Annotated in this window: 15 protein-coding genes; 8 read left to right on the top strand and 7 right to left on the bottom strand. The window is 70.8% G+C overall.

Features of this window, described 5'->3' with window-relative positions:
• Positions 1-10: 10 nt before the first annotated feature.
• A complete protein-coding gene (locus J7500_RS05515) occupies positions 11-1,279 on the bottom strand; it encodes a serine hydrolase (RefSeq protein WP_294060504.1) in 1,269 nt (422 codons plus the stop codon).
• Complete coding sequence (locus J7500_RS05510; RefSeq protein ID WP_294060503.1) at positions 1,272-2,318, bottom strand: A/G-specific adenine glycosylase; 1,047 nt, start codon at positions 2,316-2,318, stop codon at positions 1,272-1,274. Before J7500_RS05510 ends, J7500_RS05515 begins: the two co-directional genes overlap by 8 nt.
• A 27-nt stretch (positions 2,319-2,345) precedes the next feature.
• Here J7500_RS05510 and J7500_RS05505 point away from each other — a divergent pair, with 27 nt between their 5' ends.
• The 5 genes from J7500_RS05505 (at position 2,346) to J7500_RS05485 (ending at position 9,059) form a co-directional block, all read left to right on the top strand.
• Entirely contained in the window at positions 2,346-2,891 is a 546-nt protein-coding gene (locus J7500_RS05505) for a DUF721 domain-containing protein (RefSeq protein WP_294060502.1), read from the top strand.
• Positions 2,891-3,592, top strand: a complete 702-nt coding sequence (locus J7500_RS05500) for a thioredoxin domain-containing protein (protein WP_294060501.1) — start codon at positions 2,891-2,893, stop codon at positions 3,590-3,592. The genes J7500_RS05505 and J7500_RS05500 overlap by 1 nt, the downstream gene beginning before the upstream one ends.
• Positions 3,593-3,612: 20 nt before the next feature.
• The gene (locus J7500_RS05495; RefSeq protein ID WP_294060500.1) at positions 3,613-4,356 is read left to right on the top strand and encodes a thioredoxin domain-containing protein; all 744 of its coding nucleotides are present in this window, start codon (positions 3,613-3,615) and stop codon (positions 4,354-4,356) included.
• 37 nt (positions 4,357-4,393) lie between these two features.
• Positions 4,394-7,801 (top strand): chromosome segregation protein SMC, encoded by a 3,408-nt coding sequence (gene smc / locus J7500_RS05490; RefSeq protein WP_294060499.1) that lies wholly within the window; start codon positions 4,394-4,396, stop codon positions 7,799-7,801.
• Between the two features lie 253 nt (positions 7,802-8,054).
• A complete protein-coding gene (locus J7500_RS05485; RefSeq protein ID WP_294060498.1) occupies positions 8,055-9,059 on the top strand; it encodes a D-cysteine desulfhydrase family protein in 1,005 nt (334 codons plus the stop codon).
• 127 nt (positions 9,060-9,186) lie between these two features.
• Here the strand turns inward: J7500_RS05485 and J7500_RS05480 are convergent, their stop codons facing one another.
• The 4 genes from J7500_RS05480 to J7500_RS05465 form a co-directional block, all read right to left on the bottom strand.
• Positions 9,187-10,200 carry a glycosyltransferase family 4 protein gene (locus tag J7500_RS05480; protein ID WP_294060497.1) on the bottom strand — a complete coding sequence of 338 codons (1,014 nt, stop codon included), beginning with the start codon at positions 10,198-10,200 and terminating at the stop codon, positions 9,187-9,189.
• Positions 10,197-11,765, bottom strand: a complete 1,569-nt coding sequence (locus J7500_RS05475; protein ID WP_294060495.1) for an alpha-amylase family glycosyl hydrolase — start codon at positions 11,763-11,765, stop codon at positions 10,197-10,199. Before J7500_RS05475 ends, J7500_RS05480 begins: the two co-directional genes overlap by 4 nt.
• Positions 11,766-11,913: 148 nt before the next feature.
• Complete coding sequence (locus tag J7500_RS05470; RefSeq protein WP_294060493.1) at positions 11,914-13,029, bottom strand: glycosidase; 1,116 nt, start codon at positions 13,027-13,029, stop codon at positions 11,914-11,916.
• Between the two features lie 35 nt (positions 13,030-13,064).
• Positions 13,065-13,358, bottom strand: a complete 294-nt coding sequence (locus J7500_RS05465; RefSeq protein ID WP_294060492.1) for a chorismate mutase — start codon at positions 13,356-13,358, stop codon at positions 13,065-13,067.
• 91 nt (positions 13,359-13,449) lie between these two features.
• On the opposite strand from J7500_RS05465, the gene J7500_RS05460 reads away from it, so the two are divergent.
• Positions 13,450-14,463: a polyprenyl synthetase family protein gene (locus tag J7500_RS05460; RefSeq protein ID WP_294060491.1), complete on the top strand. Its 1,014-nt coding sequence runs from the start codon at positions 13,450-13,452 to the stop codon at positions 14,461-14,463.
• Positions 14,463-14,657: a hypothetical protein gene (locus J7500_RS05455; RefSeq protein WP_294060490.1), complete on the top strand. Its 195-nt coding sequence runs from the start codon at positions 14,463-14,465 to the stop codon at positions 14,655-14,657. Before J7500_RS05460 ends, J7500_RS05455 begins: the two co-directional genes overlap by 1 nt.
• 6 nt (positions 14,658-14,663) lie before the next feature.
• Here J7500_RS05455 and J7500_RS05450 read toward each other — a convergent pair whose 3' ends face one another.
• Positions 14,664-14,876: a hypothetical protein gene (locus J7500_RS05450; protein ID WP_294060488.1), complete on the bottom strand. Its 213-nt coding sequence runs from the start codon at positions 14,874-14,876 to the stop codon at positions 14,664-14,666.
• Positions 14,877-14,936: 60 nt separating this feature from the next.
• On the opposite strand from J7500_RS05450, the gene hrpB reads away from it, so the two are divergent.
• Positions 14,937-17,450, top strand: coding sequence for an ATP-dependent helicase HrpB (gene hrpB, locus J7500_RS05445; protein ID WP_294060487.1), 2,514 nt, complete (start codon positions 14,937-14,939; stop codon positions 17,448-17,450).
• Position 17,451: the final 1 nt, after the last annotated feature.

Genomic DNA, 17,451 nt, shown 5'->3' with positions numbered 1-17,451 from the left:
TGAACGCCGTTCACCTGGCCAGGTCGGCGTAGACCGTGCGCCCGAGCTCCCGCCGGAAGCCCGAATCGCCGAGCAGGTTGATCATGCCCGTCGCGCGGACCTTGTTCTTCGGGTCCGCCCAGCCGATCGACCCCGCCGCGCCCGCCCAGCCATAGGTGCCCTTGCCCGGGCCGCCGGGACGATCCGCCAGATAGACCGATCCGCCAGCGCCGAACCCCATCGGCACGCCGCTGTCGCTGGCCATCTCGGCGAGCAGCGACTTGTCCACGCCCGCCGGGAGCAGGTCGGACATGGCGAGCCGCACCGTCTCGGGCTTGAGGATACGCACCCCGTCGAGCTGCCCCTCGTTGATCAACATGTGGAGGAAGCGGTCATAGTCGCGCGTCGACATGACCAACCCGGCGCCGCCATAAGGGAAGCTCGGCGGCTGAAGCCACACCGACGTCGCGCCGGGATCCATCGCCACGCGATTCGTGCCGAGCAGCGCATAATTGGTGGCGAGGATGCCCGCCTTGTCCGCCGGGACGGTCCAGTAGCTGGCGTTCATCCTGAGCGGGGCGAGGATGCGCGTGTCGACGAACCGATCGAACGGTACGCCGCTCGCCACTTCGATCACGCGGCCGAGCAGGTCGAGCGCGATCGAATAGCTGAACTTGCTGCCGGGCTCGGCGATCAGCGGCAGCGTCGCGACGCGATTCGCAAACTCCTCGAGGCTCTTCGGCCGGGCGGCGCGCATCCCCGGCTCCAGCGCCGCGCTCACTTGCGCGGGATTGATGCCCAGCCGGTTGTACTCGTCGAGCAGCGGCCCCTTGGTGATGATGTTGTAGCCGAGCCCCGCGGTGTGGGTGAGCAGGTGGCGCACGGTGATCTGGCGCGTCGCCGGGCGGCTGGTGAGATCCCTGGCGGGATCGACCAGCACCTTCATGTTGCGGAACGCCGGGATGAAATCGCTGATCGGCTGGTCGAGCTTGAGCTTGCCTTCCTCGATCAGGATCATCGCGGCGATGCCGGTGATCGGCTTGGTCATCGAATAGACCCGCCACAGGCTGTCGACGTCGGCCTTGGGCGCATTCGGCTCGCTGGCGATGCGGCCGGCGGCGACGATGGTCGGGGCGGCGTCGCCCTGGGCAAAGGCGACCACGGCGCCGGGCACATGGCCCTCGGCGACATAGCGGTCGGCCAGCGCCTGCGTCTCGCGCGGAGCTACCTGCGCGACGGCGTGCACCGGCGCGGCGAGCGCCAGCGATGCGACGATTCCCCAGCCCAGAGCCTTATGCATAATCCCTCCCGAACCTTTCCGCCGCCTTGGCGAATAGCGTGGGCAGCCCCGCCGATGCCATCTCGCGGATCGGCCACCATTCGCCTTGCGTGGGCTCTGGTTGCGACGGGATTGTGGCAGCCGCAAGCGCGACCTCAAGATTGAAATGGGTGAAGCCGTGCCGGACGCCCCCGTCGAGCATGCGCCAATCCGCCGCGAAAGGCGCATCGGCGAGCCCGGGCGGCGAGGCTTCCCACGGCCCGGTGGGGAGCGCGCGCATGCCGCCGAGCAGGCCCTTCGCCGGACGGCGGACGAGCAGCACCCTCCCCTCATGCTCGGCCCAGAACATCGTGCCGAAGCGCTGCGGCTTGGGCAGTTTCTTCGCCTTGACCGGAAAAGCCTCGGGCGCGCCGGTGGCGAAGCCCGCGCAGTGCTCGCGCAGCGGACAGGCCAGGCAGCGCGGGGAACGCGCAGTGCAGATGGTCGCGCCCAAATCCATCATCGCCTGGGCGAAATCGCCGGCGCGCGCGTCCGGCGTGATCGAATCGGTAAGCTCGCGGATGCGCGGCCGAGCGCCCGGAAGCGGATCGGCGAGCGCGAAGAGCCGGGCGACGACGCGCTCGACATTGGCATCGACCACCACCGCGCGCTGCCCGAAGGCGATCGCGGCGATCGCCGCGGCGGTATAGGCGCCGATGCCGGGCAGCGCGCGCAGGGCCGCCTCTTCTCCCGGCAAGGCGCCACGCGCCGCGACCTCGCGAGCGCAGGCCACCATGTTGCGCGCCCGGGCATAATAGCCGAGCCCCGCCCAGGCAGCCATCAGCTCGGCGTCATCTGCCGTCGCCAGCGCCTCGAAGCTGGGCCAGCGCACGGTGAATTTCTCGAAATAGGGAATGACGCTCGCGACCTGGGTCTGCTGGAGCATGACTTCGGAAAGCCAGACGCGATAAGGCTCGGGCGCATTGGCGCCGGGCCGTGCGCGCCAGGGCAGATCGCGCGCATGGGCGTCGTACCAGTGGAGCAGCGGGGCGGCGATTGCGCGAGGGACGTTGTCGGGCACAGGGCCCTATGGCATGGGTTGGGGGAAATGACGAAGACCCCAAAGCCGACTGCACGGGCAACCACGCGCCAGCCCAAGCTCGAGCCCCAGCGCTCCAATCGCGCGCGGCCGGTTTCCGAGCTGCTTCCCGACGTGGGCCGCGCGGCGTTCCGCAAGTTCGGCTTCGTCCAGCACAGCATCGTCAGCCGCTGGAGCGAGATCGTCGGCGATCGCTATGCGCGCGTCTCGATCCCGGAATCGATTCGCTTTCCCCAGGGCAAGCGCGCCGAGGGCGTGTTGAGCCTGGTCGTCTCGGGCGCGCACGCCCCGATGATGCAGCACATCGCCCCCGAGATCGTCGAGCGGGTGAACCGCTTCTTCGGCTATCCGGCGGTGGCGCGGCTCGCGATCCGGCACGGCGAAGTGAAGCGCGCCGAAAGGGCCGCGCCGCCGCCTAGCCTGAAGCCCGTCCCCGAATCGCTCGGGCAGAGCCTGCGGGGGATTGCGGATCCCGAACTCAAGGCAGTGCTTGAAGCACTGGCCGCCGGCGTCGCGGCGAACGGCGAGACGCCGCAGCTGGGCCGGATCGACTGATGCGCGGCCTGCGGATGCTCGCGGCAGCGTTGCTGCTGCTCGTCGGCATGGGCCCCGCCGTCGCCGGCCAGGCGAAGCGCGCGCCGGCCAATTGGCTGACCACCGTCGTGCGCACGCCCGAGGGCGGATACCGCCAGGGCAATCCCAATGCGGCGATCAAGCTGATCGAATATGGATCGCGCGGCTGCCCGACCTGCGGCCGCTTCGCCGCCGAGGGCGTCGAGCCTCTGCGCCGCGAATGGGTGGCGACCGGCAAGCTCAGCTATGAATTCCGCGACTATCTGATCCACGGCGCGCCCGACTTCGCGCTGGCGCTGCTCAACCAGTGCGTGCCCACCGCGCGTTTCTTCCCGGTGCTCGACCGCATGTTCGCGAACCAGCGGGCCTTTGCCGAGCAGCTGGAGAAGGTGCCGATGAAGACGCTGGAGGGCTATCAGCAGCTTCCCGTCCCGCAGATGGCGACGCGCTTCGCCGAGGCGATGGGGGCGATCGCCTTCATGAAGCAGCTCGGGGTGCCCGAGGCGCAGTCGCGCCGCTGCCTGACCGACCCCGTCGCGATCAAGCGCATCGCCCAGACCAATGCCGATGCCGCCAACGTCCATGGCGTGGACAGCACGCCCAGCTTCTTCGTCAACGGCCGCAAGGTGCGCGCCTATAGCTGGGCGGCGCTGCAGCCCGAGCTTCGCGCCGCCGACAATTGATCCACAGGAGACTTCGAGACATGCGTTCCGCCCTTGCCCTGCTCCCCCTTCTCGCGCTCGCTGCCTGCGGTGGCGGCGGCAATGATTCGGCGCCGGTAACCTCCGAGAGCCCGGTCGCCGCCGTGGCGCCGCCGGCGGGGACGAGCTGGCTCGACAAGGTGACCCGCACCGCCGACGGCTTCATGCAGGGCAACCCCAACGCCCCGATCAAGCTGCTCGAATATGGCTCGCGCACCTGCCCGACCTGCGGCCGCTTCGCTGCCGAGGGGGTCGAGCCGCTGCGCCAGAAGTACATCTCGACCGGCCGCGTAAGCTATGAGTTCCGCGACTTCCTGGTGCACGGCGCGCCCGACTTCGCGCTGGCGCTGCTCAACCAGTGCGCGCCGACCGAGGCGTTCTTCAACATGCTCGACCAGATGTACGCCAACCAGCCGCAGTTCGCGCAGCGGCTGCAGGAGCTCGAGCAGAGCTCGCCGCAGCTGATCGAGCAGTATCAGCAGCTGCCCCCGCCCGAGGCCGCGGCGCGCTTCGCCGACGCGCTCGGGCTGGTCGAGTTCGTCAAGCAGCGCGGCATCCCCGAGGCGCGGGCGCGCCAGTGCCTGACCGACCAGAAGCTGATCCAGGACATCGCGCGCGTGAACGGCGCCGCGACCACCGAGCATGGCGTGAACGGCACCCCGACCTTCTTCGTCAACGGCCAGAAGATCGAGGCCTCGTCATGGCCGCAGGTCGAGGCGGCGCTGCAGGCCGCCGGCGCACGATGAGCGGCTCGAGGTCCTAGGGGCCGCTGGGGGCGCGGCGATGCAGATCAAGCGGCTGCGGCTGACAGGCTTCAAGAGCTTCGTCGACCCGGCCGACTTGCGAATCGAGCCGGGCCTGACCGGCATCGTCGGCCCCAACGGCTGCGGAAAGTCCAACCTGCTCGAGGCGCTGCGCTGGGCGATGGGCGAGAACAGCGCCAAGTCGCTGCGTGGCGGCGGCATGGAGGACGTGATCTTCGCCGGCACCGCGACGCGGCCGGCACGCGACTTCGCCGAAGTCACGATCCTGGCCGAGCAGGTTGGCGACGACGACGAGCTCGAAGTCGTCCGCCGGATCGAGCGCGGCGCGGGCTCGGCCTATCGGATCAACGGGCGCGACGTGCGCGCCAAGGACGTGTCGCTGCTCTTCGCCGATTCGGCGACGGGCGCGCATTCGCCGGCGCTGGTCAGCCAGGGGCGCATCGGCGCGATCATCCAGGCCAAGCCCGGCGAGCGCCGCGCGATGCTGGAGGAAGCCGCGGGGATCGCGGGCCTCCACGTCCGCCGCAAGGATGCCGAGCAGAAGCTGCGCGCGACCGAGGCCAATCTCGCGCGGCTCGACGAAGTGATCGGCGACCAGGAGACGCGCGCCGCGCAGCTCAAGCGCCAGGCGCGCCAGGCCGAGCGCTATCGCGAGCTTTCGGACCGGATCCGCGTCGCCGAGGCGCGGATGATCTTCTCGCGCTGGCGCGAGGCCGCCGAGGCTGCCGACGCCGCCAAGAAGGAAGCCCAGGCCGCCGAGGTGCTGGTCGCCGAGCGCAGCGCCGCGCACGACGCCGCGGCGGCGAAGCAGCAGGCGGCGGCCGAGACGCTCGCCGGCGCGCGCGCCGCGGCGCTGGCGGTGCGCGACCGCGCGACCGAGGCGATGCACCGGCTGGCGACGCTCCGGAGCGAGCGCGCCGCGGTCGAGCGCCGGATCGCCGAACTGAAGGACGCCGAGCAGCGGCTCGCCGACGACCGCTCGCGCGAAGGTGCGCTGGCGCGAGACGCCGCCGAGGCGCTGGCGCGGCTGGCCGAGGAGGCCAAGGCGCTGGGCGCGCGGATCGCCGAAGCGACGGCGCGCATGCCGACGCTCGACGCGGCGCTGGCCGATGCCGAGCGCGCGGCGCGGGACGCCGAAGTCGCGCTGGCGCAGGCGCTCGCGGCGCAGGCGAGCGAAGCCGCCGACGCGCGGGTGGCGGAGGCCGCGCTGGCAGCGGCGCGGACGCGGGCCGAGCGTGCGGCACGCGACAAGGCGCGCGTCGATGCCGAGCTCCATGCGCTCGCCGACCCCGAGCCGCTCAAGGCCGAGAAGCTCCGCGCCGCCAACGCCCGCGCCGAGGCGCTGCGCCAGGCCGAGACTGCGCGCAGCGGGCTCGCGCGCGCCGACGCGGCCGAGCGGGCGGCGATCGAAGGGCGTGACAGGGCGCAGGCGGCACGCTCCTCCGCGCACGCCGAGCTGACGCAGCTCGACAGCGAGGCAGCCGCGCTGGCGAAGGCGACGCGCCCCTCGGACAAGGACCGGCTGCTCGACAAGCTGCGCGTCGACGCCGGCTACGAGCGCGCGCTCGCCGCGGCGCTGGGCGACGATCTCGAAGCCGGGCTCGACGCGAGCGCCGAACGCCATTGGGCCGGCGCCGCGCCCCAGCCGGGCGACCCGGCGGCACCTGCCGGCACCACGCCGCTTGCGGGCCATGTCACTGCCCCGCCCGCGCTCGCGCGCCGGCTGGCGCAGGTGCTGGTGACCGAGAGCGACGGCGGCCAGCCGCTCGCGGTCGGCCAGCGGCTGGTGACGCTTGGCGGCGTGCTGCGGCGCTGGGACGGCTATGTCGCGCGCTCGGGCGGCGCGGCGGCGGCCGAGCGGCTCCAGCGAGTCAATCGGCTCGCGGCGATCGAGAAGGCGCGGCCGGCAGCGGTGCGCGCGGTCGATGCCGCCGATGCCGAGCTCGCGCGGATCGACGAAGCGATCGCCGAGGCGCGGCGCGCGGCGGGGGATTCGCGCAAGCTGCTCGACCATGCCGAAAACGCCGGCCGCGAGGCGGGGCGGGCCGAGGACCGCGCGACGGCGCAGCTCGAACGGCTCGAATCGCAGCGCGCCGACCTGGAGGGCCGCGTCCGCCGGGTCGCCGCCGAGCAGGAGGAGGCAGCGGCCGAGCTGGCGCGCGCCGAGGCCGCCAAGGCCGCCCTCCCCGACGGCAGCGCGACGCGCGCCCGGGTGGCGGCGCTCTCGACCGAGGCCGAGGGCCGCCGCGCGGCGGTGGCGACGGCGCGGGCCGAGCGCGGCGGGCTCGAACGCGAGATCGCCAGCGCGCGTGAGCGGTTGGCGGCGGCCGAGGCCGAGAGCCGGAGCTGGAAGTCGCGCGCTGGCGAGGCGGCGCGGCGATCGGCAGAGATGGACAAGCGCGCGACGCAGCTCGCCGAAGAGAGCGCGGCGATCGCCGAAAAGCCCGCCGCGCTCGACGCGCAAGTGACCGAGGCCGAGGCAGCGACCGACAACGCCCGCACCGAATCGGCGACGGCGCAGGCGGCCGAGACGCAGGCCGAAGGCGCGCTGCGGGCCACCGAAGGCGACGTCCGCGCCGCCAACGAGGCGCTGGCCCAGGCCCGCGAGGCGCGCGCCGGCGCGGTCGCGCGCGCCGAGAACCAGGAGGCGCGGCGGATCGAGATGGGCCGGCTCTCGGGCGAGCGCTTCGAATGCCCGCCGCCCCTGCTCCCCGAAAAGGCCGGGTTCGATGCCGCGAGCGTCCGTACCCCGCAGGACGAATCGGCCGCGCACGAGAAGCTCAGCGCCGAGCGCGAGCGGATCGGCCCCGTGAACCTCGTCGCCGAGGCCGAGCTGGCCGAGCTCGAGGCGGCATTCACGACCAACGCGCAGGAGCGCGACGAGCTGGCCCAGGCCGTCAATCGGCTGCGCGGCTCGATCGGCACGCTGAACCGCGAGGGGCGCCAGCGGCTGCTCGCCGCGTTCGAGGCAGTCGACCAGCATTTCCGCGGGCTGTTCACCACGCTGTTCAACGGCGGCCAGGCGCATCTCCAGCTCGTCGATTCGGACGACCCGCTCGAAGCCGGGCTCGAGATCATGGCCCAGCCGCCGGGCAAGAAGCTCCAGTCGCTCACTCTGCTTTCGGGCGGCGAGCAGGCGCTGACCGCCGTCGCGCTGATCTTCGCGCTGTTCCTCACCAAGCCCGCGCCGATCTGCGTGCTCGACGAAGTCGATGCGCCGCTCGACGATGCGAACGTGGAGCGCTTCTGCGACCTGCTCGAACGGATGACGCAGGAGACCGCGACGCGCTACCTGATCGTCACGCACAATGCCGCGACGATGAGCCGCATGCACCGGCTGTTCGGCGTGACCATGGTCGAGCGCGGGGTGAGCCGGCTGGTGAGCGTTGACCTGGGCGGGGCCGAGTCGCTGCTCGCGGCGGAATAGCGTTTCGGGCCTAGCTTCCCACTTTTCCCGCGAATCGTGACATAAAATTTCCCCGCGACGGAATATCGTTGCGCAGCCGCGCGTCCGGTCTTCGATGGTTCAAAGAGCGGGACCTGGGTCCTCGGGCAGGGGACCAGACGAAATCCTACTTTGCAACCCGGTCCCACACCGTCCCCGGCCCCACGCAGAACCTGCTTTACAGAGGCCCGAACCGCCCTGATGCAGTGCCATCGCAGCACACCGCAGGACTCCAATGATCAACCGCCTCGACAGCTTTGCCCGCACGCGCCTTTTCGACGCGCCCACTCCGATCCAGCGGCTCGAACGCGTCGAGGCCGCGCTGGGGCTGAGCGGCGCGCGGCTGTTCGTGAAGCGCGACGATCTGATGGGGCTGGGCGGCGGCGGCAACAAGCTGCGCAAGCTCGAGTTCCTGCTCGGCGCGGCGATCGACCAGGGGTGCGACACCTTCGTCACCACCGGCGCGCGCCAGTCCAACCACGCGAGGCTGAGCGCGGCCGCCGCGGCGCGGACGGGGCTCGCGGCCGAGCTGATGCTGACCGACACCGTGCCGCGCGAGGACCCGGCCTATCTGTACAATGGCAACCAGCTGCTCGACGGGCTGTTCGGCGCGAAGGTCCACCACCTGCCGCGCGGCACCGATGCGCTGGCTGCCGCGCATGATCGCGCCGGGCAGCTGCGCGCTGAAGGCCGCAAGCCCTATGTCGTCGGCGCGGGCGGGTCCTCGCCGGTCGGCGCGCTCGGCTATGCCTCGTGCGCGGCGGAGATCCGGGCGCAGGAAGCCGAGCTCGGCCTGAGCTTCGGCACGATCGTGGTCGCCAACGGCAGCCACGGCACGCACGCCGGGCTGGCGGCGGGCATGGCGGCGGCGGGCGACGATCCGCGGCGCGTGCTGTCGTTCACCGTGCTCGCCGAGCTGGCCGAGGCCGAGCGCGGCACGCTGGCGCTGGCCAAGGCGACGCTGGCGCTGCTCGGCGGCGAAGCGCTGGACGCCGATGCGATCCGGATCGACGGTTCGCAGCGCGGAGAGGCCTATGGCATTCCGACCGAGGCGATGCTCGCCGCGGTGCGGCTGATGGCGCGGCGCGAGGGGCTGCTGATCGATCCGGTATATAGCGGCAAGGCGTTCGCCGGCGTGCTCGCGGGGCTCGCCGAGGGGCGCTTTACCGGCGACGTGCTGTTCGTGATGACCGGGGGTACGCCGGGGCTCTACGCCTATCAGCCGGCGTTTGGGGGGTAATCGACGTTCAGTACCCCGGCGAAGGCCGGGGCCCAGCTGCGATGTCCTTCGAGCGGGTCTCCTACGCATCCAAGCGGCTCGATACTGGGCCCCGGCCTTCGCCGGGGTACCGCCGGGGGCTTGCGCGCTAGGCCCCGCGCAATATCCGCTCGTAGAGGCGGATATATTTGTCCGCCATTGCTTCGACGGTAAAGCGTTCCTCCACTGCCTGCCGGCACGCCCTGCGATCGATGGTCTCGACCTGGGCGAGCGCGGCGATCGCTTCGCCGACCGAAGGGACGAGGAAGCCGGTGCGGCCGTGGTCGATCAGCTCGGGCATGCTGCCGCGGTCGATCGCGATGACGGGCGTGCCGCAGGCCATCGCCTCGATCACCGAAAGGCCGAAGGGCTCGTCGAAGTTGATCAAATGGAGCAGCGCGCTGGCGCCGCCCAGCGCCCTGATCCGCGCCTCGCCGCCGACGGGGCCGTGATAGCGGATCTGCTTCCCGTCGACGTGCGGGGCGACGTCGCGGTCGAAATAGCCCTGGTCCTGGACGATGCCGTAGAGATCGAGGTTGCGGCCGGTGGCCTTGGCGACCTGAATCGCCTCGGCGGCGCCCTTGTCGGGATGCATGCGGCCGAAGAAGAGCAAGTCCTCGCCGCCGGCCGGGTCGAAGCGGAATTCGTCCAGGCGGATGCCGTGATGGATCGTCGCGGCATAGTCGAGGCTCGGGTGCCGGTCGGCGTCCGAGATCGCGACATAGTGCACGCGGCCCTGGTACGGCTTGTACATCGGCAGGATGCGCTCGGACGAGAAGCCGTGGATGGTCGTCACCATCGGCGTCGTCACCAGCCGCGAAAAAGCATGGGCGGGGAAATCGGCCTGGTTGTGGATCAGGTCGAATTCGTGCGCGCGCTCGAAGACATGGGCGAGATGGGCATATTCCCACACCTTGGCGTCGATCGCGCCGTCTTCCTCATAGCCGCGCGGCACCACGCCGGCGAGCGTGCCGGCGGTGACCGAATCCTGCGTCGCGAAGAGCGTCACGTCGATTCCGCGCGCGACCAATGCTTCGGTGAGCAGGCTGGTGACCAGTTCCCAGGGGCCATAGTGGCGTGGAGGCGTGCGCCACGCGATCGGCGCCAGCATTGCAATCTTCATCCGAGGATCAGGCCTTCGTCGGGTCCGAGAATGGCGGGGTCGCGGCCGCCCTGCGCGGCGAGGAGCACCGAGAGCCCCTCCGCCCATTCGGGGATGGCGAAGGACTGGGGGCGATCGCTGAGATTGAGCACCACCAGCATCCGCTCGGCGCCGCAGCGGCGCTCATAGGCGAGAAGCGCGTCCGAGCATTCGACCGGCAGCCAGTCGCCGATCGACAGCGCGGGGTGCGCGTGCCGCAGCTCCAGCAGGTCGTGGTAGAGCCGCCACATCGACCGGGGGTCCTCGCGCTCGGCGGCGACGTTGCGGACCTGCCAGTCGGGATGGAGCGGCAGCCAGGGCGCGCCGCCGGTGAAGCCGGCGTTTGCGCTGGTGTCCCAGGCCATGGGGGTGCGCACGGGATCGCGGCCGAGGCCGAGCCCGGGCTCGCGGAGCTCGCGCGGGTCCTGCACCTGGTCCGGCGGGATCGGGACGTCCTCGAGGCCCAGCTCGTCGCCATAATAGATCGTCGGGGTCCCCCGCAGCGTGAGCAGCAGCATCGCCGCGATCCGCGCCTGGCGGGGGCCGAAGCGCGTCGCGGCGCGGGGGCGATCATGGTTGCCGAGCACCCAGTTGGGCCAGCCTCCGGCGGGCAGCGCCGCCTCGTAGTCGGCGATCAGCCCGGCGAGCGTCCGCGCCTCCCAAGGCGCCTCGATAAGCTGGAAATTGAAGGGCAGGTGCACCTCGGGCTCGCCGCGGCCGTAATAATGCATCAGCCGTTCGACGGGCAGGTAGATCTCCCCCACCAGCACGCGGCCCGGATAGGCATCGGCGACGCGACGCATGTCGGCGGCGATGCCGTGCACTTCGGGCTGGTCGGTCGAATGGAGCTGGAGCACCTGGTGCATCGCGCCCATCGCCGGCGTGTAGGCGGGGTTGGGCGGATTGTCGGGGAATTCGGCGTGCTTGATCATGTGCCACAGCACGTCGATGCGGAAGCCGTCGACGCCGCGATCGAACCAGAAGCGCAGCACGTCCATCATCGCCTGGCGCACCTCGGGGTTGCGCCAGTTGAGGTCGGGCTGCTCCTTGAGGAAGGCGTGGTAGTAATATTGGCCGCTGGCCTCGTCCCACTCCCAGGCCGAGCCGCCGAAGTCGCTGATCCAGTTGTTGGGCGGGCCGCCGTCGGGGGCGGGATCGCGCCAGATGTACCAGTCGCGCTTCGGATTTTCGCGCGAGGACCGGCTCTCCTTGAACCAGGGATGCTCGCTCGACGAATGGTTGGGGACGAAGTCGAGCAACAGCTTGAGCCCGCGGGCGTGCGTGGCGTCGAGGAGCGAATCGAAATCCTCGAGCGTGCCGAAGCTCGGGTCGATGCCGCAGTAATCGGCGACGTCATAGCCGAAGTCGGCGAGCGGCGAGGGATAGATGGGCGAGATCCAGACCGCGTCGACGCCGAGATCGACCAGCGCGTCGAGGCGGTTCTCGATCCCCCTGAGCGTGCCGATGCCGCCGCCGTTCGAATCCTGAAAGGAGCGCGGGTAGATCTGGTAGATCGCGCCCTTCTGCCACCAGAGCGGTTCGGTCATGGCAGCGCCCCCTCTCCGTCTGCGCACACCTTCCGCTTGCGGGAGGGGTCGGGGGAGGGGATATTCGCGAGCGATTGGGAGCAGGTGGCGTACAGCCCCTCCCCTAACCCCTCCCGCAAGCGGAAGGGGAATTCGACAGTAGCTCCCCTCACCGGAAGCGCTCCTTCGGCAGATGGGTGATGCGGCAGGCGAGATCGGCCTCGCCGCCCGCGAGGATATAGTGATCGCCTGCGTCGGCGATCCCCGTGGTGAAGACGACCGGCGTGGGCAGGTACATCTGGTGCGCGATGTCGGCGGTGAGCGCGGGGTTGGCCTCGAGCAGCGGCGCCTCGTCCTCCAGCCGCAGGATCTGCGAGGGGTCGTCCTTGTCGAGCAGCGCCCAGAAGCTGCGGTAGATGCCGACCGCGTCCTTCTTCTCGACGCCGTGGTAGATCAGCATCCAGCCCTCGGGCGTCAGCACCGGCTGGCTGCCGCCGCCGATCCGCTGCGTGGAGCTGGTCCCCTTGCGTGCGCGGATGCCGGGCTGGTCGAGCGGCTTCCAGTGGAGGCCGTCGGGGGATTGCGCGAAGTTGATCGACGGGCCGCCGAGCCAGGGCGAATCCTCGGGGTATGCGAAATAGACTTCGCCCAGCGGCCGGGTGAGCGCCATGTACTTGCCGCCGACCTTGCCCTCGAACAGGATCATGTCCTTGTTCTGGTGGTCGAGCACCACCCCGAGCAGCTTGTAGTCGAGCCCGTTCACCGAATGGTACATGGCGGTGCAGTGCCGCTCGGCCGAGACGCCGCACACCGTCATCCACCAGCTTCCGCCGACCAGGCTGATCCGCGCGTCCTCGACGCCATATTCGAGGAAGCTCGCGGAAGGGGCGATCGCCTTGTCGTAATGGATCTTCACGATCTCGTACGCGTCGCGGCTGACCTCTACGGGCAACAGCCAGGACAGCGAGGTGAGGCCGAGCAGGCGCGGGTTGCGGTCCTTGAGCGCGAACTGGCGCGGGTCGTCCATATGGATGCCGTGGAGCGGATGGCGATCGAGCACATAGCCATCGGGCGTCCAGCGGATCGCGCGGGCGCAATCGCCCTGCACCGGCTCGGACAGCGCCTCGGCGACACGGACCATCAGCAGCAGATTGCCGTTGGGGAGCCGGGCGAAGCCGGGGTTGAAGGCACCGAGCACATGCGTGGGCTCGTGCACCGACCCGCGCAGCGGCGAACGGCTCAGATCGACATCGTCGGGACGGAAGATCAGATAATCGTCGGCCAAGGCAGCTCCCCCAGGAATGCCCTGACGCAACGGCGCTACGCCGATCCTGTTCCGCTCTGCAGCCGCTCGTGGTGGCGGATCACCTCATTGATGATGAAGCGCAGGAACTTCTCGGAGAATTCGGGGTCGAGATCGGCGTCCTTGGCGAGCGCCCGCAGCCGCGCGATCTGCGCCTCCTCGCGGCCCGGATCGGCTGGCGGCAGGCCGTGGGTGGCCTTATAGGCGCCCACCGCCTGGGTGACCTTGAAGCGCTCGGCCAGCATGTGGATCAGCGCGGCATCGATATTGTCGATGCTCTGGCGGTAGCGGGTAAGCGTCTCGTCGGCCATGGGTCCTCCCGCGGCCCCTTTCGCCCGCGCCGCCCATTCAGGCAACCCCTTGGGCTTGCCTTTGCCGCGCCCAAGCGCCAGAGCGCAGCCCATGAGCGCCACCATCCATCGCTTGGGGTCCCGGCCCGAGCCTTCGCTGGAACCGATGCTTTCGCTGGTGGCGCACGACCTGAACCTGGTCAATGCGGTGATCCTCGACCGGATGCAGTCGGACATTCCGCTGATCCCCGAGCTCGCCGGGCATCTGATCGCGGGCGGCGGCAAGCGGATGCGGCCGATGCTCACGCTCGCGAGCGCGCGGCTGCTCGGCTATTCGGGCGCGCGGCACCACAAGCTCGCGGCCGCGGTGGAGTTCATCCACACCGCGACGCTGCTCCATGACGACGTGGTCGACAGCTCGGACCTGCGCCGCGGCAAGCGCACCGCCAACATCATCTGGGGCAACCCCGCGAGCGTGCTCGTCGGCGACTTCCTGTTCAGCCGCGCGTTCGAGCTGATGGTCGAGGACCGCAGCCTGAAGGTGCTCAAGATCCTGTCGAACGCCAGCGCGGTGATCGCCGAGGGCGAAGTCAACCAGCTCACCGCGGTGCGCCGGATCGACCTTTCCGAGGAGCGCTATCTCGACATCATCGGCGCCAAGACCGCCGCGCTGTTCGCCGCCGCGTGCCGGATCGCCGCAGTGGTGGCCGAGCGTTCGGAGGCCGAGGAAGCCGCGCTCGACGCCTATGGCCGCAACCTCGGCATCGCCTTCCAGCTCGTCGACGATGCGATCGACTATGTCTCGGACGCCTCGACGATGGGCAAGGACGCGGGGGACGACTTCCGCGAGGGCAAGATGACGCTGCCGGTGATCCTCGCCTATGCCCGCGGCGACGAAGGCGCGCGCGCGTTCTGGAAGGATGCGATCGCCGGACGGAGCGTGACCGAGGAGGATTTCGCCGAGGCGATCCGGCTGGTGCGCGACAGCCGCGCGGTCGACGACACGCTGGCGCGGGCGCGCCACTATGGCCAGCGCGCGATCGACGCGCTGGGCAGCTTCGCCTCGGGCGCCGCGAAGGACGCGATGGTCGAGGCCGTCGAGTTCGCGGTCGCCCGCGCCTATTGATGCTCGACTCGCGCGACCCGCTGCCGGACGGCTATGATCGGGTCGGGCCCTTCCACCCCTATGTCGCCTGGGCAGCGGTGGTGCTGGTCGATCTCATCGGGCTGATGCTGATCCTCGCGGTGATCGCGATGATCGGCGATTCGATCGAGGACGCGCTCTGGCCGGGAGGCTTCGACGCGATCCGGGCGTTATAGGGCGCCTTATTCCTCTTCGTCTTCGTCCTCGTCCTCGTCGACCGCGAGGATGTCCTCCTCGTCGCTGTCGAGCTGCTCCTCGATCGCCTCGACGATCAGGTCGAGCTGCTCGTAGCTGGCGAGAAATTCGAGCGTCTCGCCGTCCTCGTCCTCGAGGTGGAGAGTGTAATCGCCTTCGCCGTCGGGGGTGATGGTGAACTGTGCCAGGGTCTTCGCCATGTCGCCGTGCTCCTTGCCTCGATTGCGCCCAACACGGACTTGGGGAATTGGTTGCGCGGAATGACCGACACTCTGCCGATCCGCGCCGTTTTGCCCCGATTGCTCGCCGCGCTGCGCGAGAGCAGCAACGCCGTGCTGGTGGCGCCGCCGGGGGCGGGCAAGACCACCGCCGTCGCGCCGGCGCTGCTCGACGAGCCCTGGTGCACGGGCGAGATAGTGCTGCTTTCCCCACGGCGCCTCGCGGCGCGGGCGGCGGCGGAGCGGATGGCGGCGCTGGCGCAGGAGCCGGTGGGCCGGACCTTCGGCTATGCGACGCGGATGGACAGCAAGCGATCGGCCGCGACGCGGGTGACGGTGGTGACCGAAGGCATCTTCGTCAATCGCATCCAGGCCGATCCCGAGCTCGCCGGGGTCTCGGCAGTGCTGTTCGACGAAGTCCATGAGCGCAGCCTCGACAGCGATTTCGGGCTGGCGCTGGCGCTCGACGCGCAGGCGGCGCTGCGGCCGGACCTGCGGCTGGTCGCGATGTCGGCGACGCTCGACGGGGTGCGCTTTTCGGCGCTGATGGGCGATTCTCCAGTGGTGGAGAGCGAAGGCCGCAGCCATCCGCTCGAGCTGCGCTACCTCGGCCGCGCGGCGGAGGCACGGATCGAGGATTCGGTGGCGGGTGCGGTGCGCACCGCGCTGCGCGAGGCGGAGGGCGGCGTGCTCGCCTTCCTGCCGGGCGTCGCCGAAATCGAGCGGACCGCCGAGCGGCTCGGGGAGATTCCCGGCGCAGTGCTCCATCGGCTCCACGGCAGCCTGGAGCCCGGCGCGCAGCGCGCGGCGATCGCGCCCGATCCCGAGGGACGCCGGAAGATCGTGCTCGCGACGTCGATCGCCGAGACTTCGCTGACGCTCGACGGCATCCGGGTGGTGGTCGATTCGGGGCTGGCGCGGCGCCCGCGCTACGATCGCGCGGCGGGGATGACTCGGCTGGTCACCGAGCGCGCAAGCCAGGCGGCAGTGACGCAGCGCGCCGGCCGCGCCGCGCGCCAGGGACCGGGCGTGGCCTATCGGCTGTGGGAGGAAGCGGCGACCGCGGGGCTGCCGCGCTTCGACCCGCCCGAAATATTGGAGGCCGATCTCTCGGCGCTGATGCTCGACTGCGCGCTGTGGGGCGTCGCCGATCCGCGCAGCCTGGCCTGGCTCGACCCGCCGCCCGAGGCTGCGATCGCCGAGGCGCGCGCGCGGCTGACCGCACTCGAAGCGCTCGACGCCGACGGGCGGCCGACCGAACATGGCAAGGCGATCGCCCGGCTGCCGCTGCCGCCGCGGCTCGGCCATATGCTGGTGCGCGCGGGCGAGATGGGCCTGGCGAGGACCGCGGCCGAAGTGGCGGTGCTGCTCGGCGAGCGCGGGCTGGGCGGGAACGATCCGGACTTGGAGCTGCGCATGCGACGCTGGCGTAGCGAGCGCGGGCAGCGGGCCGAGGGGGCCCGGCGGCTGGCGGAGCGGTGGAGTAAGCTTCTCCCTCTCGCCTCCGGGGAGAGGGTCGGGGAGAGGGGGACGAGCCACGAACTCTCCGCACTGCCCCTCTCCCAACCCTCTCCCCGGAGGGGAGAGGGCTCTGAGGACGTCGCCGCGTGCATCGCGCTGGCCTTCCCCGATCGCATCGCGAAGCGGCGCGACTCCTCCGGCGAGACCTGGGCGTCGGCCGGTGGGCGGGGGTTCAAGCTCGATCCTACCTCCAGCCTCGCGCGCGCCGAATGGCTCGCGGTGGCGGAGACGCAGGGCATGGCGTCGGGCGCGCGCATCCTCTCCGCAGCGCAGATCGACGCCGCCACGGTCGAATCGCTGTTCGCCGAGCGGATCGAGACGCGCCGGACCGTGCGCTTCGATCCCGCCTCCGGGCGCATCGAAGCGCTGCGCGAACGCCGGCTCGGCGCGATCCGGCTGTCGAGCGGAAGCGATTCGGCGGCCTCGCCCGCCGAGATCGAATCGGCGCTGCTCGAAGGCGTGCGCACGCACGGGCTCGACCTGCTTCCCTGGTCCGAGACCGCCCGCGCGCTGCGGACCCGCGCCGCCTATGCCGGCAACGACCTGCTCTCGGACGAGAAGCTGATCGCCACGCTCGACGAATGGCTGCCCCCGCTGCTTGCGGGCAAGCGCCGGCTCGACTCAGTCGAGGGATTGACGGGCGCACTCAACAATTTGCTCGGCTGGGACGGGCAAAAGGCGCTCGACCGGCTCGCCCCGGCGCGCTTCGAGACCCCCGAGGGCTCGAGCTATGCGATCGACTATGGCGCCGAGGGCGGGCCGACGGTGGAAGTGCGTGTCCAGGCGCTGTTCGGGCTCGACCGGCATCCGCTGCTCGGCGACGGCACACCGCTGGTGCTCAGCCTCACTTCGCCCGCCGGCCGTCCGATCCAGACGACGCGCGATCTGCCGGGCTTCTGGAAGGGAAGCTGGGCCGCGGTCGCCAAGGAAATGCGCGGGCGCTATCCCAGGCACCCCTGGCCGGACGATCCCGCCGCCGCCTCGGCGACGCTCAGGACCAAAAAAGCCGATGCAAGGAACGCGACTCCGCGCTAGG

The sequence above is a fragment of the Sphingomonas sp. genome (assembly GCF_017744835.1).
Taxonomy (GTDB): Bacteria; Pseudomonadota; Alphaproteobacteria; order Sphingomonadales; family Sphingomonadaceae; genus Sphingomonas.
The sequence above is the reverse complement of the archived record's forward strand: the minus strand, read 5'-3'. Positions and strand labels throughout refer to the sequence as shown.